A 23749-nucleotide genomic window follows, 5' to 3' on the forward strand; every position below is an offset into this window, starting at 1 on the left:
TTTTAAACTTTTAAACCACCAAACACACTAAACATCATTACAGAAAGCACAACAATAGTTATGGCGATATACATTTTATCTTTTTCCATAATGAAACCTATGAGCGAAAAGAAGATCCTTAAAATAGGGGTAGCAATCAAAATAACTACACCAAACTCAATAATACCTTTAGGGTTAAGGCTCAATACCCCTTGCCATAATTGTTTGCCGGTAGTAAACCCGGCTTGTTCGCCAATAAACTTTGCATAATCCGGCAGGCCCTGGCTACCGGTATTGATGAGGTATAACACGCCGCCCGCAAGTACCGTAAGACTGGCTATTATAACGCCATACCTCAATTGCAGGCCAATAAATTGTTCAATATCATGATCGGCAAAGCGATGTTTGGAACTTACATTTTTCATAACTGATTATTAAAATTTGTGGTTATAGCCGTTAAAGATCATCTCGACAGCAACGAATACTATTGCTGTACAAAAGATGTATTTGAGCACTTTGGCATCAATACGGCTTAATAACTTCGAACCGGTAAACGCGCCAGCAAGCACACCCAACACTACCGGGAAAGCGATACCGGCATCCATGTACCCGCGTTGCAGGTAAACCACCGCGCTGGCTGCCGCGGTTACCCCAATCATAAAATTGCTGGTGGTTGTACTTACCTTAAAAGGGATGTGCATGGTAGAATCCATGGCCAATACTTTAAGCGCGCCCGAACCAATGCCCAGCAGACCCGAAAATACACCGGCAAGCGTCATGATAGAAAAGCCCGCTCCAACGTTTTTCAGTTGGTAATTTACCAAACCATCTTTAGCTGGATAGTTATTATTGAGCTGTAGTACTGCTGCCGCTTTACTGCCAACGGCCAATGCGTCCTGGTTCTTTTTTCTAAGCGTCATGGCGGCAGAGAAGAGCAGGATACTACCAAACAATATGGCTATGGTATTGGTGGGCGTATAAACTGCTATTAAGGCCCCGATAACCGCGCCCACCGTGGTGGCAATTTCTAAAAACATTCCTAAACGAATATTGGTGATCCCCTCCTTAACGTAGGCGCTGGCCGCGCCTGATGAATTAGCTATAGATGCCAGCAATGCCGCGCCGATTGCGTAACGGATATCAACATGAAAAACCAGCGTAAGCAAGGGGATAATTACCACCCCGCCACCTAAACCGGTAAGCGAGCCTACAAGCCCAGCAAGGTATGCGCCGGCCAACAGCAAAAGTGTAAATGTGAGTATAGTCATGATATTAATAGTTATTGTTTAAAATGTGCCTGGTAATTTCCAGGGCAAGGTTCTTTTTCTTAGTGCGGATGGCGTTGTATAAATCTTCATGCAGGTGGTGGCTCATGGCAAAGTTGCCCAGCCCCAGTAATTCTCTTTTTGCAAAAAAAGCCCGTATGGTTTGGGTGAAAGTTTGATACAAGCCGCATAAAACGCTATTGCCGGATGCATTAGCTATGGCGAGGTGAAAAGCGATATCTGCATTGGTACAAGCCTCCCTGTCTTCGGCCAGGATGGCTTGCTTGCGGTCGGCAAGGTGGAGGGCTATTTCTTCCAGGTCTTTTGGGGTGTGGTTTACGGTGGCAAGGCGCACAATTTCTTCTTCCAGCAAAATCCTTACGGCGTTAATCTCATCAAAATCGGCATTACGGATGCGCTGATCCATGGTGATATCCGGGCCGGCTTCCCTGATGTAAGTACCATCGCCCTGCCTTACCTCCAATATCCCCGTCATGGCCAGGCTTTTTATCGCTTCTCTTACCGACGACCGACCAACGGCGTATATTTTCATCAGTTCAGGCTCGGCGGGAATCTTCTCGCCAGGCTGGTATTTTTTCTCTTTGATATCCTGCCGGATTTTGGCTGCTACCCGGTCAGAAAGTTTTTCCTTTTCCATCGTGTTTAATTACAATACAAACATCATACTTTTAATTTAAACATCAGATGTTTAAATTTTGTTTTAATATTTTGTGACGGTGTGTTGACAATAGCTGCGCGGCTAATCGATCATTTTGAATAGACTATTGCAGTGTTAAAGAAGGTGTGATTACGTGGAATAGCCTGATTTTCAAAAGGCCTGTAAAACAAAAAAGCCCTTGCATTTGCAAAGGCTTTTTGTTTTCCCACATGGACTCGAACCACGATTGTCTGAACCAGAATCAGAAGTGCTACCATTACACCATAGGAAAATAACAAAACTGGATTATAACACCCGGAATAGTGCAAATATAGCATGGATGCCTCATTTGGCAAAATTATTTTAGGCTACCGCTCCCAGTTGATACCCCTGATTCCCACCTGGTGCAAGCGCTCCGTAAGCTGCCCCGTATGGTGTTGCACATGCCTTATGTTGTATAAATGCAGACCAAAACGATTAAGCGCTATCCATTCAAACCCGGTTGCATCAGTAAAATTGGCGTTGTTAACCTTATCTTCCAGGCTATTAAAAATGACATCGGCGTAACCAAGTAAGTCGGCTTTTGAATAACGGTGTTTGATTACCAAAGGCTGCCCATCATGCGCTGTAGAGCCCAAAACATGGTAATTAGGCTGATGTTTATCCCAGGGAATAAACCCGTCCGGCCCTGCTGAAAGATAAAACGCGGTGTAAAAAAGCGTATGGTAAACAATGCGCCAGTAAGGATTTTCATAAGCTGCGCTTTCCCACAAATCATCGGGGCATTTATGTACCGTATCTATAAGCATTTTTAGGCTGCCTTTGTATTCGGTAACAATTTCGTTTTTCATATCGGCGGCTCCTTATTTAAATTAAAAGCCCGGTTTATAAATATACACCAGGCTTTTATTGATGAGTAACTTAAATAATAAATTTTAAATACTTGCTTCTGTATGTTTTTTAAAGTTATTTAAAATAGCCTGCCATCCGCCGCGCTGCATTTCAATGGGGTTAATAGTTTCGGGATCAAAGCTTTCGGTTACTTTAGTAGTATCACCCAGGCTTTCAAAATTAATTTTTACTTCGCGGCCATCGCCCAAACCGTATTCTATATAGCTATTTTCAATAACCTTGCTGTAAACACCCTCAAAATCAAAGCTAAAGCTGCCATCTTTAGCGGCCATGGTTGTTTTAAACTTGCCACCGGTTTGCGGGTCGTTGTCGGCGTAAGGAGCATGCCAATCGTCAGATGCAAAGGCCCACTGGGTAATATGTTCGGGGTTTGTCCAGCATTCCCAAACTTTTTCAATAGGCGCGTCAACAGTAGCTTCAACTGTTATGGTGTTTTTGTTTGCAGTTTCCATTATAATATGAGTTGGTTTTATGATGATAAAATTAGGGCAATATTTTTAAAATAAACATGGGTGAATGCGACAATTATGGGGTGGGAAAAATCACTTACAATAGCCATAAATATCAGTATGGCGCTTATATTTGGCAAGCGGACGTAATTCTAATTCTTACCCGCTAACAAACATCTAAAATCAATGGGACTACTAAATACCTTATTTAAAAGAAAAGAAGAACCGATAAAATCATATGCCGATTTTTGGAACTGGTTTCAAAAAAATGAACAAGATTTTTTTAAGGTAGTGAAAGCCCAGGGCAACATTGAGGAGCTTTTTTTCAATAAACTTTCGCCCAAACTAAATGAGCTTAAAGACGGCTACTTTTATTTAACGGGCATGCTTAGCCCGGATACTGCCGAATTAGTTTTCACTGCCGATGGCGCCATCAAAAACATCCCTTTTATTGAAGAGTTCGTAGCTGCCGCCCCACAAATTAATAGTTGGAAGTTTACCGCCCTTAAACCGGCACTGGATATTACGGATGTGGGTATCAAGATGGCAGGCTACCAGTTCAATGCTGAGAACATCCACTTTTACGCAAACGATACCGTAGGTGCTCCTGATGAAATAGATATAACGCTGATACATGATGACCTTGATGAGCAAAATGAAGCAGCAATTACCAACGGCATTTACATTTTTTTGGATAATTATTTAGGCGAACTCAACTTTGCTACTGCTATTGATCACATTAGAATCGTCATCAAAAGCGATGCCGAAAAGGAACTGGTACCGATAGTAAAGCTTAAGGATTTTTTAATTTGGAGGGAAAAAGAATTTATTGAAAAATATGAGGATGTAAGACATAACACCGATGAAGACGAATATGCAAGCCTGACTGCCGATTTAAAAAGCGGTAATAAATTGATAGCTATTGTTAACACGGCCTTACTTAACTGGGATAGCAAAGCTTCGCACCCATGGATTTTAACTGTGGAAATCAAATACAATGGCGAAAAGAACAATGGCATGCCTGATAATGCTACCTACCAATTATTGGATGAAATTGAAGACAAAATGAGGGAGGAATTAAAAGACCATGATGGTTACTTGAACATTGGCCGACAAACAGCCGATAGCGTAAGGGAAATTTATTTTGCCTGCAACGATTTCAGGAAACCATCAAAAGTGTTATTTAATGTAAAGCGGCAATATGCTGACAGGCTTAAGATAGATTACGATATTTATAAGGATAAGTATTGGCAATCATTTGACCGGTTTATTCCCCGGTAAAATTTCAACGCTGCCGGCTTAACAACCTACAACGATCCCCCTTCAACCATTACCGATTCAATTTTCAACTCCTGTATATAGGCGCTCCCGGCCACGCAGGCCAGCATTTTTGAAAAAGCCATTTTTGCCAGTTTAAAACCGCTGGTTTCTATGTAGGTAATTTGTGGGTAGTAAAAAGTCGGGATCAATCCACCGCTAATTGCTATTACGCCTACTTGATTAGGAATTTTTAAACCAAGTGTTTGTATAGCCTTCATCACCCCTATCAGGATTTCATCGCTCATACAAAAAACAGCATCAGCTCCATCTAAGCCCTTCATCGCTACATCAAAGGCTTCGTTGGTCGAGCTTGCATGGTAAATGGCAATAGCAGCCTCTGAGTTGTATTTAATAAAGGTTTCATCGAACGCCTTTAGTCGTTTTTGGGTGATGGATAGTTGATCGTTGCCAAAAACGGCGAGTATATTTTTCTTCTTTTTAAGTATTAATGCTTCGGCAGCAAGCGTTGCGGCATGTATATCATCAACACAAATTTTATTGCAAGCCTCATAAGCAGGCACCTTGTCAAAAAAAACTATGGGTATGGGAGGTTCGCCCAGTTTCAAATAACTGCTTACATCATTGGTTTTTGCTGTTACAGAGATAAAAATACCCGATACCCTGTTTTGCTTGCAGCGCTTAAGGTTTTGAAGTTCAATAAGCGGATCATCGCCCGATTGCAGGATAATGAGCGAATACCCATTGAGCCGGGCCTCCTCCTCCAACGAACTGATGAACGACTGGTAAAAATCGCTGACAATAGCAGGCACTATCACCCCAAATTCTTTACTGTGATTGGTGCGCAGGTTTATTGCATAAGTATTAGGCTCATAGTCCAATATCAAAGCCAGCTCTTTAACCTTAAGCCTTGTTTCTGCAGAAATATCGGGATGGTCTTTTAAGGCCCTTGACACTGTGGATACACTTAAGTTAAGCATATCAGCAAGCTTTTTCAACGTAACTTCTGACATCTGTTTTTTATAATCGGCAATTAAATATAGGATTATTTTGGTAATGGATAAGGGGATCACCCTTGCAGACGATTGGGGTTTATAAAGGAGACACGTACGGAGTCAAATCGCAATATAACCCAAACTATTTTTCCACCGCAAACATTACCGCAATCGTTTGCGGTGAATTATTTACATACGAAGCCTTTTCTGCCAATAAAAACATCAAAACCAAGTATTAATTTTAGGGACAATACCAATTGTAAGCCATTTACACCTTTTTAACTGCTGCAAAAATTATAAGAAATGAAACGTTTCCTTACCTGCGTATTTGCTGTGTTATCCGGTATCCCAGTGTTTGCTATCACGCCAAAAACCGTCAATTATGCATCATTAATTTTCAACCGCACGATGGCCATGTCATTGATCTTTGCCATTGTGGTGATGATGGTGTTAATCGCTGTAATCATTAGGGGCTTATTGAAAAGACTAAAGCAAAAGGATTTAATTATTGAAGATAAAATAAACCAGTTAGAAGGCTTAAACGAAAAGCTAACCACCAACGCGCTGATTAACGAAGAATACATTGGATACTTTGTGAGCATGATATCTACCTATATTTCCAAATTGGAAAGGTTAAAAAGGGTGACAGAGCGAAAGGTAGCCACCAAAAAGTATGAGGATATCCTGTTGCCTTTTAATGAAATAGATATCAAAGAAGAGCGCAGGGCGCTTTACCAGAATTTTGATGATACTTTTTTAAAAATCTTTCCCAATTTTATAACTGAGTTTAATGCCATGCTTAAACCGGAGGATAAAATATGGCCCAAAAAGAATGAAGGTTTAAATACCGAACTCCGAATTTTTGCCTTGATGCGATTGGGCATTACTGATTGCGAAACTATTGCCGGTATACTTGAATATTCGTCAAATACCATATATGTATATAAAATGCGTATCAAAGCCAAGTCGATTATTGAGGGCGATGCTTTTGATCAAACCATCAAATCAATAAAAGCGACAACTTTTGAGGAGCCGCCTCTATTGTACATTAAATCGGCATAATTAATTAAATACCCCTATATTATACAACCAATTGATGGGCACCATGTTGCCCAAATAACCTTATAACCTATACATATGGCGTTTTCAAAACCGCGGCTAAGTTTTTGGCAAATCATTAACATGAATGTGGGCTTTTTTGGCATTCAGTACAGCTTTGGGCTGCAGCAAACCGCCATTAACCCGCTTTACACGTTCCTGCATGCCCGGCCGGAAGATTTGCCCCTGCTTAACCTGGCCGGCCCCATGACGGGTTTACTCATCCAGCCACTAATAGGCGCGCTAAGCGATCGTACCTGGCACCCGCGTTGGGGGCGGCGTAAACCCTTCTTTTTAATCGGGGCTATCTTTTGCAGTATCTGCCTGTTCGCGTTCCCGTTTAGCAGGGCATTGTGGATGGCCGTTGGTTTACTCTGGATTTTGGATGCCGCCAACAATACCGCCATGGAACCTTACCGCGCCTTTATTGCCGATAAACTGCCCGAAAAGCAAAGGGCATTTGGCTTTTTAACCCAAAGCTTTTTTACGGGGTTGGGCATTACGCTCGCTAACTTATCATTAGGTTTTTTCAAAAACATCATAACCGGCGAAACCCATACATCGGATGGGCAATCGGGTATTCCATATTGGGTATTCGGGTCGTTTTTTGTTGGCGGGGTTTGTTCTATTGTTTCGGTAGTATGGTCAATAACCACCACGCCCGAAATCCCGCCTACGCCCGAGGAACTGGCCGAACTCCGCGCTCGCAAAAAGGGACTATTTGAACCCATAAAAGAAATTTTTGCCGCCATCAATAATATGCCCGGCATTATGTGGAAACTGGCGCTGGTTTACCTGTTTCAATGGTACGCCATGTTTTGCTACTGGCAATTTGTATCGTTAAGTATCGCCAAATCGGTATTCCATACCACGCCCGATGGCAATAAGGAACTTTATGAACAGGCTGTGGTTTGGGCCGGCAAAGTGAATGGATTTTATAATATTGTTACCTTTTTATCGGCCTTTGGCCTGGTTTGGCTGGCCCGTAAATTTAGCGCCAAGTATGTGCATATTGGCTGCTTGGCTATGGCGGGTATAGCCTTACTTATCTTCCCCCACCTTGCCGATAAGGATTTGTTATTTGCGCCGATGGTTGGCTTTGGCATTGCCTGGGCCAGCATGATGGGTGTGCCCTACATAATGGTTATTGGCAGTATACCCAAAGAACGTTACGGGGTTTATATGGGCATTATTAATATGATGATAGTGGTGCCTATGATACTGCAAACGGTAAGCTTCGGTTATATTTATAAGCACTTTTTGGGCGATAACCCATCAAATGCCATAACCTTTGCAGGTGTGTTGCTGTTATTGGCTGCCACCGCTACCACCCGCATTAAAAAAGATAGTGTAACAGATGAAGATGTATTAATGCCCGCCGGGGCCGGGCATTAATTGTTAAATAATAAGTATAAAATTCACGTGTATAATTATTCCTTACATCAGCATATCAACGCTTTATTAAGCAAGCATAACATAGCCATAGCAGGCGATGATAACCTGTTTTATGTCCGGATGATTGCCAACGCCGATGCTATTCAGGATCTTTACAATGAGATCTACGGCGACCATCCAAAAGCGACGGAACTGTTTAGCAACCTCATAGAAAGCGTCATTCGGGCCTATGTAAATCGTTCAGAAAACTTCAGAAAAAAAGACTCGGATAAAGCCCAAAAAGGCGATTGGTTTTTAAGCAACACCATCACAGGCATGAGTTTATATGTTGATCGCTTTTGTGGTTCCATTAACAACCTAAGTGATAAATTAGGCTATTTTGAACGCCTTGGTGTAAGCTTTTTGCATTTGATGCCACTGTTTGAAAGCCCCGAGGGTAAAAGTGATGGCGGTTACGCGGTATCAAATTTCAGAAAAGTTGATGAGCGCTTTGGAACATTAGATGATCTTAAAAAACTAAGGCAGCACATGGACCAGCAGGATATGTACCTGATGATTGATATTGTGCTTAACCATACATCCTACGTACACGAGTGGGCCACAAAAGCCAAACAAGGCGATAAGCAATACCAGGATTATTTTTACATGTTTGACGACCGCCGGCTTCCCGACGAGTACGACAAAACCATGCCCGATATTTTCCCGGAAAGTTCGCCCGGTAATTTTAGCTACGTGCCCGAATGCAATAAATGGGTCATGAGCGTTTTTCATGATTACCAGTGGGATTTAAACTACACCAATCCAGCTGTTTTTTTGGAGATGCTGGATGTTATCTTCTTTTACGCCAACCTTGGCGTGGATATCCTGAGGATTGATGCGCCCGCATTTATATGGAAGCAATTAGGCACAAGCAGCCAAAACCTGCCGCAGGCCCACACGCTTTTGCAGCTTATTAAACAATGCATCCTGGTGGCTGCACCCGGTATGGCCTTGTTAGGCGAGGCTATTGTAGCCCCGAAAGAGATCATGAAATACTTTGGCACGGGAGCTTACACAGCAAAAGAATGCGATTTTGCCTATAACGCCACCCAAATGGCCCTGCAATGGGATATGCTGGCTACCGGCGATACCCGGGTAATGCTGGCCGCACAAAACGATATTTTGCAAAAACCATACGGTACTACATGGCTTACGTATACCCGCTGCCATGATGATATTGGCTTAGGCTATGGCGATGATATGATTGAAAGCGCCGGCTATAACCCATATCAGCATCGCAAGTTTTTGCAAGATTATTATTCTGGCAGTTACCCTTCAAGCCCCGCGACAGGCGCCTTATTTTCATCCAACCCCAAAACAGGCGACGCCCGCATCAGTGGCTCGCTGGCATCACTTTGCGGGTTGGAAAAGGCGATTAATGAAAATGATGCGGATGCTATTGAAATTTCTATCAGAAAGATTTTGCTGATGCAAGCCCACAGCTTTTTCCTGGGCGGCGTACCCATGATTTTTTATGGCGATGAGGCTGGTTATACTAACGATTACTCCTATTTAACCGATCCCGGTAAAAGTTATGATAACCGCTGGATGCATCGCCCGGTTATCAACTGGCAAAAAAATGAACTGATCAACGAAGCAGGGACAATAGAAAACCGCATTTTTTCGGACACGCAAAAGCTTATCGCCATCCGCAAAAAACTGCCCGTAATAGCCGATCATAAAAACATTACCTGGTTAAATCCTTACAACATCCATGTAGCGGGCTATTTAAGAAAATATGGTAAACAGGAGCTTTACTGCGTTTTCAACTTCAGCAATTCGGTATCGTACCTTGACTGGGCGGCCTTTAAAGAACAAGGCATGAACTCAACCATCATGTATGATTACTGGACAGGAATGATGCTCCCCGTTGGCTATAATGACGATTATCTGATTATGGAACCGTATAGTTTTCATTTGTTGGAGCCGCAATAATTGACTTGCACCAAAGGCAGGGAAGTTTTTAGAATTTCATAGCTCATTTAGGCTAAAGCCACTTTGCTTATTCCTTTTTTCCGCCCCATAAATGGGACGGCAATGAATTTTCAAATTGCTTTCAAGTCTGATTTTTAAAGTTCATTGCCGTTTTGGCTTTAGCCAACGGTTAAGGAGAGTAACCACAAAGGTGGCTTTAGCCCAAAATTGTAGTATTAGGTTTTAAAAACGATCCTCTTATACCCAAAATACATCGCACATTTAACTTTACGATTTATTTGTATCTTTAACTAATCAATAACTATTACCATTATGACTACAATGACACTTCAGGTTCCTGACGCGCTTGAAAAAGAGCACGATGAAACCGTACGTTTCCTTGCAGCTAAGCTATATGAAGCCGGCAAACTGTCCTTAGGGCAAGCGGCTGACATGTGCGGTATAAAAAAATGGGACTTCCCGGCCGTGTTAGCTCAATTTGAAGTAAATTACTTTCAATATACTGCCGAAGATGTTATTGCCGATGTCGAGAGAGTATCAAAATATTAATACCATCATCACCGATGCCAGTTGTTTTATCTTACTGGAAAAAATAAACGGCCTTGATATACTTGAAAAACTTTACGGCACGGTTACCACTACACCAGAAATTGCTGCTGAATATGGGAAAAGGCTTCCCCTTTGGGTAAATGTTAATGCGGTAAATAATAGAGACTTGCTTTATACCTATGCAGAATTAGTAGATATAGGAGAAGCCAGCGCTATCGCGTTAGCGCAAGAAGTAACCTCGCCATCACTTATCCTTGATGATCTTAAGGGGCGAAAATTAGCACAGCAATTGAATCTTGAATTTACCGGAACAATAGGGGTGTTGGTACTTGCACGCCAACGAAAAGTTATCCCCCTGCTACTACCATATTTTGAAAAAATAAAGAGTACCAACTTCCGTATTTCGAACGATTTTCTGCAAACGCTTTTAGATAAATACGACATCTAAGTTGAGTAAAGCTCAAAAGTAATCACCTTCAACAAAAAAAGCCGCCTGTTCATCACAAGCGGCTTTATATTTTCAACCACACGTTACTTAGTCCTCATTTACAAATGAGCGTAGCATCCAGGTATTTTTTTCGTTGAACTGCATAAAGCGGTTTACCATATCATTGGTACCGTCATCGCCTGCATCAGCGGTAATGTTTAGAATTTCGCGCTCTTTTGCAATCAAAAATGCAAGATCGTCAATAATGGCTTTAACCATTAAAGTATCCTTTAAGCCAATGGTTTGGATCTCTTTAATTTCGGCAGTTTTAATGTAATCGTTAAAAGTACTGTAAGGGGCTTTACCTAATGATAAAATCCTTTCGGCAAGTTCATCAATAGTTAAAAGAGCAGCAGTGTACAGCTCTTCAAATTTAAGGTGCAGGGTAAAAAAGCTTGGGCCTTTTACATTCCAGTGGCATCCGCGCAATTTCTGGTAGTGAATATGGTAGTTGGCTAACAGATCATTCAGGTGATCTACAACGGGTTTTACTTTTACTTCTTCGAGGCTGATTTCTTCGGCATTCATGTTATTAGTGATTTTAGTTTTTAAACACAGGTTGGGTATCAATGTTTGGTAAAAATAAACAGTTTTGAACATAAGTAAGCATATTTGCAAACTTTATGACAAAGCTGCTACCAACCATACAACATCAATGCAAACTACCTATCTGGCGGTTAGAAATTGACGAAATAAGCAATCTTATTTTTCTTGAAATAAGGGATACCGCAAATAAGCAGGTAAGCTTTACGTCGATAGAATTGAATAATGGAACAGTTAATTTTGAAGATATAAGCATGCCCGAGCGTTGGCTTACAGGCATTGAAGCCGCTTATGATGGCGTACTGCTCATCCATAATTATCAATCAGAAAACGGACCTGTGCACAAGGGCTTAACAGCCATTGATGGCATCACTGGGCAAACCTTATGGAGCAATTACACCCTGGGCTTTGATCAGCTATCGGTAAACGGTCCGGTGGTTTATAATTCCCAGATCCAGCCTAAAAGGCCGGCGTTAGTCGATATTAAAAATGGAACTACTTTAAGGGCCTATGAGCCTGTAATCGATACGCTTTTACACAACCAAATATTTGCCGCCCAGCTACTTCCCACAGCCTTTTTAAACACGGTTGAACTCCCTGCCAAACCTTACGGAAATACGGTGCATTACATGGAGTACAATAGTTATAGAATTGTATCTTTGCACACGTTTTTGGCCGAACAGCTTGAACAGCACCTTTACATTTTTAATGGCGAAGGCAATGTTGTTTACCACGATTTATTGCAAAGCGGTATACAAAAATTACAACCCGAGGCGTTTGTAGTACATAAGAATAAGCTGATCTACCTCAAAAACAGATCGGAATTAATAATTTTAAATTTATAAAATACTGTATTGTAACATATTATGAAATTAAAGATCCTTTTATTGATCGCTCCTTTATTAACCATCTCTGCGTCACTTTTCGCCCACACCGCCAAAGATTCTATCGGTGTTGAAAATCAAAACGGCAAAAAAGTTATCCTTCACAAACTTGATCCTAAAGACAATTATTACTCGATAGGTCGCCGCTATAAAGTGAGCCCGAAAGCCATTATTCAGTTCAACAACAACGCGCCACTTAAAATTGGCGGTACCGTTAAAGTACCTACCGATTTGCCATTTGATGGTTCGACAGCCCAGGTTGCAGAGCAGGTACAACAAACTAAAGCCGCTGTGCAACAAACTGTAGTTCAGCAAAAACCACAGGTACAGCCAGCGGTTACCAAACCGCAGGTACAAACGCCGCCGGTTACCCAACAACCAGCTCCTGCTGTACAACAGCCGGTTGCCGTTGCTCCAAAACCGGTTACACCAGCATCCACTCCAGCACAGCAAACAACTGCGGCTGTTAATTTAGATAACGTTCAACAGTACAAAGTATCGGCCGGCGAAACTGTGTTTTCTATTGCCAAACGTTTCAATACTTCTGTTGATGACATTCGTACGCTTAATAATTTGCCTAACGACGACCTAAAAGCCGATCAGATTATTAAAGTGCGTACCGGTATGCCGCCAGAAGATCGCCCGGTAGCAAAACAGGATGCTTTAAAACCGGATTCAAATACCATGGCTACGGATACCGCTGGTGCTGATGCCAAATTTAAAGCCAATCGTTTTGGCTTATATGAAAAGAATGAAAAAGGCGTAGCTACCTGGATTGATGATACCAGTCTTGACCCTAAAAAAGAATTGGTTTTACACCGCACCGCTCCTATTGGCACGGTAATTAAAATTACCAACCCCATGAATAACCATACCACTTACGCAAAAGTAGTAGGCCGGTTTACGGATAGCGAGGCTACCAAAAACGTACTCATTGTAATGACCAAAAATACCGCCGATGCATTAGGCGCTTTAGATAAACGCATTAACGTAAATATCAGCTACGGTAGTCCGAATGAATAAACCATATATTATTGGGATTGCCGGCGGAAGCGGGTCTGGCAAAACTTTTTTTTTGAAGTGTTTTTTGGAGCATTTTACTGCCGAAGAAGTATCACTTGTTTCGCAGGATGATTATTACATCCCCGTGGCCCATAACATGACCAAGGAGGAAAATAAGCTGTACAACTTCGATTTGCCATCAACTATAGACGACCGGCATTTTCATGATGATATTGGTAAGCTTTTAAACAAAGAGCCAATCATCAAACATGAGTATACCTTCAATAATCCCGATGCTATACCCAAGGTGCTTGAAATAAAGCCTGCGCCGATACTCATTGTTGAAGGATTGTTTATCCTTCACTTTAAGGAAATTGCCGGCATGCTGGATATGAAAATATTTATTGAAGCTGATGATGAGGTAGCCCTTCAACGTCGCCTTAAACGTGATTTAATAGAGCGCGGCTATTCGCACGATGATGTGATGTATAAATGGGAAAACCATGTTGTACCGGCCTACAAAGAGTTCCTGTTGCCTTATAAATACGAGTGTGATAAAATAATCACCAACAATACCCACGTTGCCGATGATATCATCGCGGTAACGGAAGAGATTTCAGCAGATTTGAGGAAGAGGCTATTTTAAAAGAATTTGAGGATTTTAGAATTTGAAAATGATTTTTCAGGTGGATATTCATTAGTTTAATATCAATAAGAGTTTCGACGGTATATGCCAAAATATTAAACCACCAGTTTCTCCTGCTCCATAGGAGCAAAAGCTTTGTAGCAAACAAAACCACAAGAATTTTGCTCCGTAGGTGCAAAACCTGACAAACTATTCGGGCAATCTGAAAATGTATTGTTCTTCAAAAGGGATATCGAAATTCTTTAACATTTCCCGGTATTCGTCTAAAAAGGTTTTCTTTTGATGATGTTCCTGCTGACTTAATATGTATTTCACCACCTGGTCTATTTGCGACCTGCTATGACTAAAAGCGCCGTAGCCTTCCTGCCATTGAAATTTCCCCAATGTTAATTTTTCTTTATTGATCCATTCGGAGGAATCGCCTTTAACCTTTCGCATCAGATCTGAAATGGATTGATTTGGGTTTAGGCCGACGAACATATGCAGATGATCGGGCATATTGTTAATGGCAAGCATTTTATGCCCGTGATTTTGGGTGATAGCAGTGATGTATAAGCGCAGTCGCTCATCCCAATCGGTATTTAATAATGAAGCACGGTATTTAGCGGCAAATACGAAATGAATATAAAGTTGGGAAAAGGTGTTAGGCATAAGGTTGAAATGGCACGAGGGTTTAATTAAAATATATGTCGAAATGGCGATTAGGTCGAGGCCCTACGGGACTCCAAAATGAGGCTTACATTATTTCTACAAAGCTTTTGTCCCTACGGGACATTTCTATCGAATAATTTTGTGGTGAATACTGTTATATCAAAACTATTTTCAAATCCTCAAATTCAAAAATTAAATCCTGTTCCCAATCAATTCCCGTGTTTGGTTGTGGTAGTCTTCTTTGTTGATGGCACCAGTGTTGAACATATCCCTGAGACGGATGAGTTCGGCTTCTACTTTGGGACAGCAATCGGCGGTGTTTGAGCGGTATGCTCTAAGTGGATCTTTATCGGTATTGAGGCCCCATACCAGCGAAATTACCCAGCCGATGATAGTCCACCCTAAAAAGATGTTCAATAGCAAAACAGTCCTGTAGTTACATTTTTCGCACGCCAAAATCGACGGCAAAAAGTAAATCGGTGTTATAATTACCAGAAATACAAACAGTAGTATCAATTCAGAAGATCCTATCATATCAATGTAAACTTTTGTACTTATACGCAAGTTAACAATTTTAAGATATGATTTGATTTAAAATTTATTTTTTATCAAATTAAAATTTCGGGTATCTCCCCCTCTACCAGCAATTTCCCGGCAGTTGCATTAATAATTTCTTCCACGCTGACGCCCGGGGCACGTTCTAATAACTTAAAACCTCCCTGCGGCAGTACATCAAATACACCCAATTCGGTCACAATCTTTTTAACACAGTGTACTCCTGTAAGCGGCAGGGTGCAATTGGGGAGTAATTTAGATTCTCCGGCTTTATTTACATGCTGCATGGCTACAATGATATTTTCGGCCGAGGCCACCAAATCCATAGCGCCGCCCATTCCTTTCACCATTTTTCCGGGAATTTTCCAATTGGCTATATCGCCGTTTTCTGACACCTCCATGGCCCCCAAAATAGTAAGGTTAACTTTCCTGGCCCTGATCATGCCAAAGCTCATGGCAGAATCAAAAGTAGCCGAGCCGGGCAGCATGGTAATGGTTTGTTTACCAGCGTTAATCAAATCAGGGTCTTCCTCCCCCTCAAACGGAAAAGGCCCCATACCCAGCAACCCGTTTTCTGATTGTAAAACCACATCCATAGTTTCGGGAATGTAATTAGCCACCAGTGTGGGAATGCCAATACCCAGGTTTACATAGTACCCGTCTTTTATCTCTTTGGCGATGCGTTTAGCTATGCCTTGTTTGTCTAACATAAATCTTTTAATTTGAATTGTTGATGAAGTTATGCCGAACTTGTTTCGGCAACCCACTTGCTAAATGTACTTCATGCTAATTACCTGTTCCGTGGGGTCCCGAAACAAGTTCGGCATGACTTACACTTTTCATCAATAACAGGGTAGTTGTCCTTGTTCCTTTGTCCTTACTCCTTCTTTCTCACCGTCCTCTGTTCAATCCTCTTTTCATAATTCACTCCCTTAAAAATCCTATGCACATAAATACCCGGTGTATGAATATGATCGGGGTCTAACTCGCCAGGTTCAACTAACTCTTCCACTTCGGCAATGGTGATTTTGCCGGCCATGGCCATTACCGGATTAAAATTGCGGGCTGTCGACTTATAGATAAGGTTGCCCATGGTATCGCCTTTCCAGGCTTTTACAATAGCGAAATCGGCATCAAAGGCCATTTCCATCAGGTAATCTTTGCCGTTAAAGTTTCTTACTTCTTTGCCGATGGCTACTTCGGTGCCTACGCCGGCGGGGGTAAATATAGCTGGCATGCCGTAGCCGGCTGCCATACAACGGGTAGCAAGGGTTCCTTGGGGAATCAGGTCCACTTCCAATTCACCGCTTAACAGTTGCCGTTCAAATTCGGCGTTTTCGCCTACGTAGGAGGAGATCATTTTTTTTACCTGCCGCTGTTTCAGCATCAGTCCGATACCGAAGTCATCAACGCCGGCATTGTTGCTGATACAGGTGAGTTGCTTTACACCTTTTTTTACCAGGGCGGCTATACAGTTTTCGGGTAATCCGCACATGCCAAAACCGCCCAACATCAAAGTCATACCATCCTCAATGTCGCGGATGGCCTCATCGGCACCACTAACTACTTTATTCATGTTTTATAATTGGTTATATCAAAGCTACGTGAATAGAATCAGGAATCAAGAGTCAAGAATTAAGATTTTATGGGGTAACCAGGAAATTTTGTATTTACAATGCATTTGATTTAACAGCAACGATTTACCGTGCCGAAGCTGTCCTAATTCTTGATTCTCAATTGTATTTATGTCGCCGTAATTAAATAAATAAAACAATTAGAAAATTCAGGCCTTATAATTATTACATCAACACTATAAAAACCAATGGAATTAAGAGATGACGAGACCCGTGAGGAGAAAGTTCTTCAAAACGAGCAAACACAGGGTAAACCTAATGCTTACCAGATAGATGACGACAGCAACCTTACCGAAGAAGATTTGCAGCGCGGTTTTTTCACCTCAAAAGAGGATATGAAAAAACAGGATGCACCGGGGATGGAAGGACATGGGATGGGGGGCCAAAATTTCGGCGAAAATAACCTGACGCCATCGGGTAATGACCCGGCAAATCCATCACAAATGGCGGGGGATAACAATGAATATTTTAGACGAACCCAACCGGCTGAAGAACATCCGGAAAATAATAACTTTAAAGACCCCAAACAGTTAGGGCAATCAAATTATAGCGGAACAATGACTGCATCGCAAAACGGCAGATCGGACGAAGACAGCGGAGAAACTACAGCAAGCGACGACGAAAAACAGCCCGATCCGCAAACTCAGCAACCTTACCAGGAAGGCACCGCCGATGACGATGGAAAAACAAGCGACGACCAACCTAACATCCCCGGGCCAAACGAGGTACCGGACCAGCAAAAGGTGGGGGAGTGATTTTGAGCGATGTGCAGATGAAGGGTATGATGTGCAGATATGCAGATTTCAAACATGAAGATGAATTTAAAACAGATTCCGATTTTTAAATCATTTTTTCATCTGAAATCTGCACATCTGAAATCTGCACATTTAATCTCACCATTTAATGTTCTTATCCATATACCCAATCAAATCATCGGCCATGGCCTGTTGTTCTTTGGCGCTGGGGTGGCCGGGGGTATTTTTATAGGGGATCATGTGGGTGTAAATGGCTTTATCATTTAAGCCGGCGACTGCTTTTTCAATATATCCCGGCCATGGCGAACCTTCTTTAGTACCATCCATGGCTCCAAGTATGCAAAGTATTTGCGCCTTAGGATACTTTTTGCGGATGTTTTTAACCAGTTCGCGGTAGGCCTTTACAATCTGATCCGGCTCGGGAGCCTTGGTGCCAAAACGCTCCTTAAATTGCGGATTATCCGGCATTTTAGTTATCCACGAGTCGTTTTGGAACAGGTTGATCACAACCACATCCGGCGTGTATTTGCTAAAATCCCACATGCTGGTTGGGTCAGTAGGATCTAAGCGGTTGTAAAGCTCGGGCATAATAAGCGGGAACCAGCTCACCAGTACACCTATACCACTTTTAGCTGTGCATACGTAAGAGGCATCGTAATGGCGGGCGGTGATGGCGGCATAGCTGATATAGCCGTTTTCATAAGGAGCGCTACCCCTATCCTTGCCGGTGGTATCCTCATCGGCGTAACCACAGGTAATGGAATCGCCAAAAAATTCAACTTTGCGTTTCTTTACCGGCGGCGGTGCTAATACCGAGGCTCCTTTATCTAAAATAAACTGGTAAAAAATGGTTTTGCCCATCTCCCACTCACTGCGCTTAAAAATTTCGACGCTATGAGGACCGTTGGATAAGCCTTCGGCAAGGGTGTATGTTCTTTTGGTATTATCCAGATGAATAGTGTTGGTTACTTTACCATCAACTATTACCGTAAAATAGTTATCCCCCCGCTCATCCTGCAAAAGTACCGATGCGCCGGTACCATTAAAATTAATCATAGCTGAAGACCCAGTCCAATAAAACTCGGCCGCTTCGTCAGTTTGATTTATCCGGCCGGTATACCGAATGTGGGCATCCTTACTTTTAAGCACCAGGCTTTGGGCCCTACAGTCTGAAAGCGCACCAGTGGTAACCAGGAACAAAACTATGAGGTATATCTTACGCATATTTTAGGACTATTAGACTGTTGGACAGTTGGACTGTTAGACAAAAGAGTAAAGACTTAAAGATAAAGGACTATATTATTAAATTAACTATACTTTTTCACCAATGGCCAATGACGCGAAGCAAATGACCAATGACTGCGAAGCAATGAACTAATCCAAATCCATCGGGGTGCCAAACTGCAATAGGTAACCGTTATAATCATATACGGCAAACTCGCGCATGCCGTAATCAAAGGTTTCTATAGGATAACAGATGACGGCATTGTCTTTAAGTTCGTTCCAAATGGCATCAACCTTATCGGTACGGATATACAATGACCCTGTAAACTTAGGCATGTTGAATGGCTCATGCTCAATAGGTAAAGAAAACATTACCTCAACTTCATCCCTGCTCACCGTGGCCCAGCTCCAATCATCTGCATAACCCACGCAGGTAAAGCCCAGGTTATTGATATAAAAATCGACTGTCGCCCGTACTTCACGGGTGTATAACATGGGGGTAATGTTCTTTAAGGCCATTGGTTCTATAATATTTTGAAAATATACTAACTTATTTCAAATAAACATAAGTTATGCCATCGCCGCCCCTATCCGCGTGTTCATCTTCCATGCGGTCAACCTGGTCGTATTTTTTGAGATATTGGCGTATCATTTTGCGTAATATGCCATCGCCTTTGCCATGAAGAATTTTCAGGTTGTTAAAACCCATCATCAGCGCACGGTCAAACAGTTTTTCAATATTATGCAACGCATCCTCGGTACGCTGCCCGCGTACATCAATCTCCGGACTAAAACTGGCAAAATCGCTGGTGTGCGAGTTCATACTCCGCCTGATTTCCTTAGGGACCGATGATTTGCTTACCCTTTCAACCTTTTTCTTTTTGGCTACCGTGCGTAAATCGCCAATGGCAATCACCACGTTATCTCTGATGATTTCAATCACCTGGCCCGTGGTTTCAGAGTCGACTAATTTTACCCAGTCGCCTGCTTTCAACTCTTCATCTACAGCAGCCGGGTTGGGCTTCGGCGCTTCAACTTTAACGGTGTTCTTTTTTAGTTCGATGTTTAAGTTTTCACGCAGGTTACGGGTTTTCTCTTTATCGGCATTGTTGCTTTTAATTTCGGCAATGGTGTTTTCAACCAATTTGTTGGCGTTCAGGATAATGTTTTTGGCCTGGTCTTTAGCATCTTTAATGAGTACCTTTTTATTTTCTTCCAGGTAGCTTTTCAGCTTTTCATTTTCGGCCTGCAGCTCGTTAACGCGGCGTTGCTGTTTATCCAGTTTTTGCTTGGTTTCAAAAATTTCGCGCTTCTCTCGTTCCAAATCAACCAGTAAAGTATCTACCTTTTTTTGCCCTTCGCTTATCTTGTTTTTTGCCAGGTTAAGCACGTTTGGTGGTAAACCGATTTTTTGCGCTATTTCAAACGCATAGGAACTACCGGGTTTACCAACTTCCAGCCGGTAAAGTGGCTTCATCTCCACGTTGTTGAACAGCATCGAGGCATTTTCAATCCCCTCAGTATTGCTGGCAAATATTTTGAGGTTACTGTAGTGGGTGGTTACCATGCCACGCACTTTTTTATGGTTAAGCGATTCCAGCACTGCCTCGGCAATTGGACCGCCAAATTGCGGATCGGTACCTGTACCAAATTCATCAATCAGGATCAGCGTTTTGCCATTGGCCTGCTCCACAAAGTTTTTCATTTTGGATAGGTGGGCGCTGTAGGTACTCAAATCGCTTTCAATGGATTGATCATCGCCAATATCAACAAACATCTGCTTAAACACCCCAACCACACTGGCCTCGGCGGCAGGGATCAATAGCCCCGCCTGCACCATCATTTGCAGTAAACCAACGGTTTTCATACAAACCGATTTACCGCCTGCGTTAGGCCCCGACACCACAATAATGCGTGTACCTTCATCTATCTGCACATTAAGTGGCACCACCGTTTTTTGCTCTTTTTTAAAATTGAGGAACAACAACGGATGGCGGGCATTGAATAACTTAAGCTTTGGCTCGTTTACCACCTGGGGCATATCGCCTTCAATATCTATGGCAAACAAGGCCTTAGCGCGCACAAAATCCAACTTGGTGAGCAAACTATGGTACGATAGCAAAAGCGGCGTATAAGGCCTTAATTCATTTGTTAAGGCAGTAAGTATTTTTACAATTTCGCGGCGACGTTCAAATTCCAGATCGCGCACACGGTTATTGAGCGTAAATACCTCCTCGGGTTCCATGTAAACGGTTTGGCCCGATGCCGATTCATCATGAATAAAACCTTTCAGTTTTCGTTTGTTTTCGGCAAGCAAAGGGATACATAAACGGCCATCGCGCACGGTAAGCGATCCATCAGCCGTCCAGCCGCTTGATGACGCGTTTTTAAAGATCATGTCAATCTTTTTGCGTGCTTCCTGCTCGGCCTTCGCAATACCGGCTGTAATTTCCTGTAGCTCGCGCGATGCGTTTGGCCTTATCTTTCCCTTCGGGTCAATAACGGCATCTATCTTTTTAAGGATAGCCTTTTCAATAGGCAGGTGTTCAAATAAGGCTTCCAGATTAGGGTATAAGCCCTCGCGCTCACTAAAGTAAGCTATAACGGCAAATACGGTTTGCAGGGAGGCCTGCACCTGGTAAAACTCTTCCTCGCTCAAAAAAACACCTTCAATACGTGCTTTATTAGCCAGGGATTTTATATCAAAAAAATGGTGAATGGGTAGTGCGGCATCGTTTACCAAAATATTTTTAAACTCGTTGGCCTGGCTTAAAAACTTGGCTATCAAATCAAAATTGCTCATCACCTGGATCTTGTCGACCATTTGTCGACCCATATCGCTCAGGCAATGTGCTTTTATCAGTTCTTTTACTTCGGTAAACCCAAGCTTATCTACACTATTTAATGGGTACAGCATTAGGTTTTGTTGTGTGTTTAATTTTTTTCATTGAATCTATTTTTGCATCCATCGCCTTTTTGGTTTTGGCCTGCTTAACAGAGTCGGCTTTTTGCGCGGGTATTTTATGCAGCAAGTTTGCCTTTTTTGTTGAATCGGTTTTAAGCGAATCTTTTTTCAATTGCCGGGTACGTTCTTTAGCCTGCTCGGCATTAAGTGAATCGCTAAGTGCTTTTATCTGCTTATCAACTTTATCATAAATAGCCGTCAACTTATCAGGTTCACCCGAATAGTAGTTCATACTTTTCCTAAACTGGGCCGAATCTGTATGAAATTTACGGAAAGCATCCAGGTACTTGCCCATGCCGTATTTGTACAGGCTATCGGGTGCTTGCGTACCGTTATACAATGAGCCATCAATAAGATGAATTTGCACTAATAAACCCGTCATTGCATCGGGCTGAATAAATTTACCGGGCACACTATCACTTTTACAACCGCACCAAAAAAGTGTAACTGAAAAAAACAAGATTATATATTTATGCATTCTGTAATTTAGCGGCTGAATTAATTAAGCAAATTTAAGGATAAATGAGCATTGCAGATAACATCAAAGGCTTAAAAAAAGAAACGGAGGCCGATAAGGTAATATTGTTGGCCGTATCAAAAACAAAACCAGCCGCCGAAGTACAGGAGGCTTATGATGCCGGGCAACGTTTATTTGGCGAAAACCACGTGCAGGAGTTGGTTGAAAAATACGAGCAATTGCCTAAAGATATTGTGTGGCACCTGATAGGGCACCTGCAAAGCAACAAGGTAAAATACATAGCCCCTTTTGTGAGCATGATACAATCTGTTGATAGCCTGAAGCTTTTGCAGGAAATTAACAAACAGGCACTAAAAGCCAACCGTGTGATTGATTGCCTGCTGCAAATTTACATTGCCGATGAGGAGACCAAGTTTGGGCTGGGTTTTGACGAAGCGATAGAACTGCTACGATCTGAAGAATTTGCCTTGCTTAAAAACATACGGATTTGCGGTTTAATGGGCATTGCCACCAATACCGATAATGAAAAGCAAATTAAAGAGGAATATTACGAGCTGAAGACATTTTTTGACGGCATTAAGGTGAGCTATTTCAGAAAAGATGATAGTTTTAGCATTTTATCGATGGGCATGTCTGCCGATTATAAACTGGCCATTGAACAGGGCAGTAACCTGGTACGCCTGGGCAGTACCATATTTGGCAAAAGGGTGATTAAGCATTGGAAGAATAATTAGCCGTTAGTTGATTAAGTGAATGGTTGATTGGGGTGATTGGGTTGTCTGAATCAGAATTTACAGAATTTAAGAATTTACAGAATTGAAAAAGGAGTTGATTGAGTGAGTGGTTAACTGGGTTAATTAAGTTACCTGCAACTCACCAATGAACTGATGAATTAATAAACTAATGAACAAAAAAATCCGTGTTGCCACTATTGATGATTGCCCACGCATGATGGAACTGATTCATGAGCTGGCTTTATATGAAAAAGCGCCGGAGCAGGTTACTGTTACCTTACAGGAATTTGAGGAGGCTGGCTTTGGGCCTAAACCTGTTTGGAAGGCTTTTGTGGCTGAGGTTGACGGTCGCATTTTGGGTTTTGCGCTTTACTATGTGCGATACTCGACATGGAAGGGCAGCCGCCTTTACCTGGAAGATTTAATAGTTACCGACGAAAGCAGAGGCATGGGGCTGGGAAAACTTTTGTTTGCCCAATTGTTTGAAGAAGTTAAAGAGCAAGGCTTTAGCGGCATGGTTTGGCAGGTTTTGGACTGGAACGAACCCGCCATCAATTTTTACAAAAAATATAAAGCTGATTTTGATGCGGGTTGGATCAACGTATCCATTTCAAAAGAGCAACTGGAAAATCTTTAAAT

Annotated in this window: 27 protein-coding genes; 12 read left to right on the top strand and 15 right to left on the bottom strand. The window is 42.1% G+C overall.

Going from position 1 to position 23749, the window contains the following annotated elements; genetic code table 11:
• Positions 1-2 precede the first annotated feature (2 nt).
• The 5 genes from QWZ17_RS19210 to QWZ17_RS19230 form a co-directional block, all read right to left on the bottom strand.
• Complete coding sequence (locus tag QWZ17_RS19210) at positions 3-404, bottom strand: DUF1634 domain-containing protein (protein ID WP_290306919.1); 402 nt, start codon at positions 402-404, stop codon at positions 3-5.
• A gap of 9 nt (positions 405-413) precedes the next feature.
• Positions 414-1247: a sulfite exporter TauE/SafE family protein gene (locus QWZ17_RS19215; RefSeq protein ID WP_290306920.1), complete on the bottom strand. Its 834-nt coding sequence runs from the start codon at positions 1245-1247 to the stop codon at positions 414-416.
• A 4-nt stretch (positions 1248-1251) separates the two neighbouring features.
• A complete protein-coding gene (locus QWZ17_RS19220; protein WP_290306921.1) occupies positions 1252-1902 on the bottom strand; it encodes a FadR/GntR family transcriptional regulator in 651 nt (216 codons plus the stop codon).
• A 368-nt stretch (positions 1903-2270) separates the two neighbouring features.
• A complete protein-coding gene (locus QWZ17_RS19225; RefSeq protein ID WP_290306922.1) occupies positions 2271-2753 on the bottom strand; it encodes a DinB family protein in 483 nt (160 codons plus the stop codon).
• An 84-nt stretch (positions 2754-2837) separates the two neighbouring features.
• Positions 2838-3266 carry an SRPBCC family protein gene (locus tag QWZ17_RS19230; protein ID WP_290306923.1) on the bottom strand — a complete coding sequence of 143 codons (429 nt, stop codon included), beginning with the start codon at positions 3264-3266 and terminating at the stop codon, positions 2838-2840.
• Between the two features lie 183 nt (positions 3267-3449).
• Between QWZ17_RS19230 and QWZ17_RS19235 the strand changes: the two genes are divergently transcribed.
• Positions 3450-4544 (top strand): DUF695 domain-containing protein, encoded by a 1095-nt coding sequence (locus tag QWZ17_RS19235; RefSeq protein ID WP_290306924.1) that lies wholly within the window; start codon positions 3450-3452, stop codon positions 4542-4544.
• Between the two features lie 26 nt (positions 4545-4570).
• Here the strand turns inward: QWZ17_RS19235 and QWZ17_RS19240 are convergent, their stop codons facing one another.
• Positions 4571-5554, bottom strand: a complete 984-nt coding sequence (locus tag QWZ17_RS19240) for a LacI family DNA-binding transcriptional regulator (protein ID WP_290306925.1) — start codon at positions 5552-5554, stop codon at positions 4571-4573.
• 285 nt (positions 5555-5839) lie between these two features.
• Here QWZ17_RS19240 and QWZ17_RS19245 point away from each other — a divergent pair, with 285 nt between their 5' ends.
• The 5 genes from QWZ17_RS19245 to QWZ17_RS19265 all read left to right on the top strand — a co-directional run bounded on the left by QWZ17_RS19245 (position 5840) and on the right by QWZ17_RS19265 (position 11000).
• A complete protein-coding gene (locus QWZ17_RS19245) occupies positions 5840-6598 on the top strand; it encodes a DUF6377 domain-containing protein (protein ID WP_290306926.1) in 759 nt (252 codons plus the stop codon).
• A gap of 75 nt (positions 6599-6673) precedes the next feature.
• The gene (locus QWZ17_RS19250) at positions 6674-8029 is read left to right on the top strand and encodes an MFS transporter (RefSeq protein ID WP_290306927.1); all 1356 of its coding nucleotides are present in this window, start codon (positions 6674-6676) and stop codon (positions 8027-8029) included.
• A 27-nt stretch (positions 8030-8056) separates the two neighbouring features.
• Positions 8057-10003, top strand: a complete 1947-nt coding sequence (locus QWZ17_RS19255; protein ID WP_290306928.1) for an amylosucrase — start codon at positions 8057-8059, stop codon at positions 10001-10003.
• A gap of 321 nt (positions 10004-10324) precedes the next feature.
• Complete coding sequence (locus QWZ17_RS19260; RefSeq protein ID WP_290306929.1) at positions 10325-10552, top strand: UPF0175 family protein; 228 nt, start codon at positions 10325-10327, stop codon at positions 10550-10552.
• Positions 10515-11000, top strand: coding sequence for a PIN domain-containing protein (locus QWZ17_RS19265; protein ID WP_290306930.1), 486 nt, complete (start codon positions 10515-10517; stop codon positions 10998-11000). The genes QWZ17_RS19260 and QWZ17_RS19265 overlap by 38 nt, the downstream gene beginning before the upstream one ends.
• An 87-nt stretch (positions 11001-11087) precedes the next feature.
• Here QWZ17_RS19265 and QWZ17_RS19270 read toward each other — a convergent pair whose 3' ends face one another.
• Entirely contained in the window at positions 11088-11567 is a 480-nt protein-coding gene (locus tag QWZ17_RS19270; protein WP_290306931.1) for a Dps family protein, read from the bottom strand.
• 95 nt (positions 11568-11662) lie between these two features.
• On the opposite strand from QWZ17_RS19270, the gene QWZ17_RS19275 reads away from it, so the two are divergent.
• The 3 genes from QWZ17_RS19275 to QWZ17_RS19285 are packed head-to-tail and all read left to right on the top strand — an operon-like array spanning position 11663 to position 14114.
• Positions 11663-12427 (top strand): DUF4905 domain-containing protein, encoded by a 765-nt coding sequence (locus tag QWZ17_RS19275; RefSeq protein ID WP_290306932.1) that lies wholly within the window; start codon positions 11663-11665, stop codon positions 12425-12427.
• A gap of 21 nt (positions 12428-12448) precedes the next feature.
• Entirely contained in the window at positions 12449-13489 is a 1041-nt protein-coding gene (locus QWZ17_RS19280; RefSeq protein WP_290306933.1) for a DPBB and LysM peptidoglycan-binding domain-containing protein, read from the top strand.
• Positions 13482-14114 (top strand): uridine kinase family protein, encoded by a 633-nt coding sequence (locus QWZ17_RS19285; RefSeq protein WP_290306934.1) that lies wholly within the window; start codon positions 13482-13484, stop codon positions 14112-14114. Before QWZ17_RS19280 ends, QWZ17_RS19285 begins: the two co-directional genes overlap by 8 nt.
• Positions 14115-14303: 189 nt before the next feature.
• On the opposite strand, the gene tnpA is transcribed toward QWZ17_RS19285, so the two are convergent.
• The 4 genes from tnpA to QWZ17_RS19305 form a co-directional block, all read right to left on the bottom strand.
• A complete protein-coding gene (gene tnpA, locus QWZ17_RS19290; RefSeq protein WP_290306935.1) occupies positions 14304-14765 on the bottom strand; it encodes an IS200/IS605 family transposase in 462 nt (153 codons plus the stop codon).
• Between the two features lie 192 nt (positions 14766-14957).
• On the bottom strand, positions 14958-15299 hold the full coding sequence (locus tag QWZ17_RS19295) for a superinfection immunity protein (protein WP_290306936.1): 342 nt from the start codon (positions 15297-15299) through the stop codon (positions 14958-14960).
• A 74-nt stretch (positions 15300-15373) separates the two neighbouring features.
• Positions 15374-16030, bottom strand: coding sequence for a 3-oxoacid CoA-transferase subunit B (locus tag QWZ17_RS19300; RefSeq protein WP_290306937.1), 657 nt, complete (start codon positions 16028-16030; stop codon positions 15374-15376).
• A 167-nt stretch (positions 16031-16197) separates the two neighbouring features.
• Entirely contained in the window at positions 16198-16896 is a 699-nt protein-coding gene (locus tag QWZ17_RS19305) for a CoA transferase subunit A (RefSeq protein WP_290306938.1), read from the bottom strand.
• A 246-nt stretch (positions 16897-17142) separates the two neighbouring features.
• On the opposite strand from QWZ17_RS19305, the gene QWZ17_RS19310 reads away from it, so the two are divergent.
• Positions 17143-17709, top strand: a complete 567-nt coding sequence (locus QWZ17_RS19310) for a hypothetical protein (RefSeq protein WP_290306939.1) — start codon at positions 17143-17145, stop codon at positions 17707-17709.
• Positions 17710-17847: 138 nt separating this feature from the next.
• On the opposite strand, the gene QWZ17_RS19315 is transcribed toward QWZ17_RS19310, so the two are convergent.
• The 4 genes from QWZ17_RS19315 to QWZ17_RS19330 all read right to left on the bottom strand — a co-directional run bounded on the left by QWZ17_RS19315 (position 17848) and on the right by QWZ17_RS19330 (position 22376).
• Positions 17848-18933: an SGNH/GDSL hydrolase family protein gene (locus QWZ17_RS19315; protein WP_290306940.1), complete on the bottom strand. Its 1086-nt coding sequence runs from the start codon at positions 18931-18933 to the stop codon at positions 17848-17850.
• Between the two features lie 150 nt (positions 18934-19083).
• Positions 19084-19452, bottom strand: a complete 369-nt coding sequence (locus QWZ17_RS19320) for a VOC family protein (RefSeq protein ID WP_290306941.1) — start codon at positions 19450-19452, stop codon at positions 19084-19086.
• A 31-nt stretch (positions 19453-19483) separates the two neighbouring features.
• Positions 19484-21850, bottom strand: coding sequence for an endonuclease MutS2 (locus QWZ17_RS19325; RefSeq protein ID WP_290306942.1), 2367 nt, complete (start codon positions 21848-21850; stop codon positions 19484-19486).
• On the bottom strand, positions 21831-22376 hold the full coding sequence (locus tag QWZ17_RS19330) for a DUF4296 domain-containing protein (RefSeq protein WP_290306943.1): 546 nt from the start codon (positions 22374-22376) through the stop codon (positions 21831-21833). The genes QWZ17_RS19325 and QWZ17_RS19330 overlap by 20 nt, the downstream gene beginning before the upstream one ends.
• A 44-nt stretch (positions 22377-22420) precedes the next feature.
• Between QWZ17_RS19330 and QWZ17_RS19335 the strand changes: the two genes are divergently transcribed.
• Positions 22421-23110: a YggS family pyridoxal phosphate-dependent enzyme gene (locus tag QWZ17_RS19335; RefSeq protein WP_290306944.1), complete on the top strand. Its 690-nt coding sequence runs from the start codon at positions 22421-22423 to the stop codon at positions 23108-23110.
• Between the two features lie 169 nt (positions 23111-23279).
• Positions 23280-23747: a GNAT family N-acetyltransferase gene (locus tag QWZ17_RS19340; protein ID WP_290306945.1), complete on the top strand. Its 468-nt coding sequence runs from the start codon at positions 23280-23282 to the stop codon at positions 23745-23747.
• The last annotated feature ends 2 nt before the right edge of the window (positions 23748-23749 follow it).

It is taken from the genome of Mucilaginibacter flavus, assembly GCF_030409315.1.
Lineage (GTDB): Bacteria > Bacteroidota > Bacteroidia > Sphingobacteriales > Sphingobacteriaceae > Mucilaginibacter > Mucilaginibacter flavus.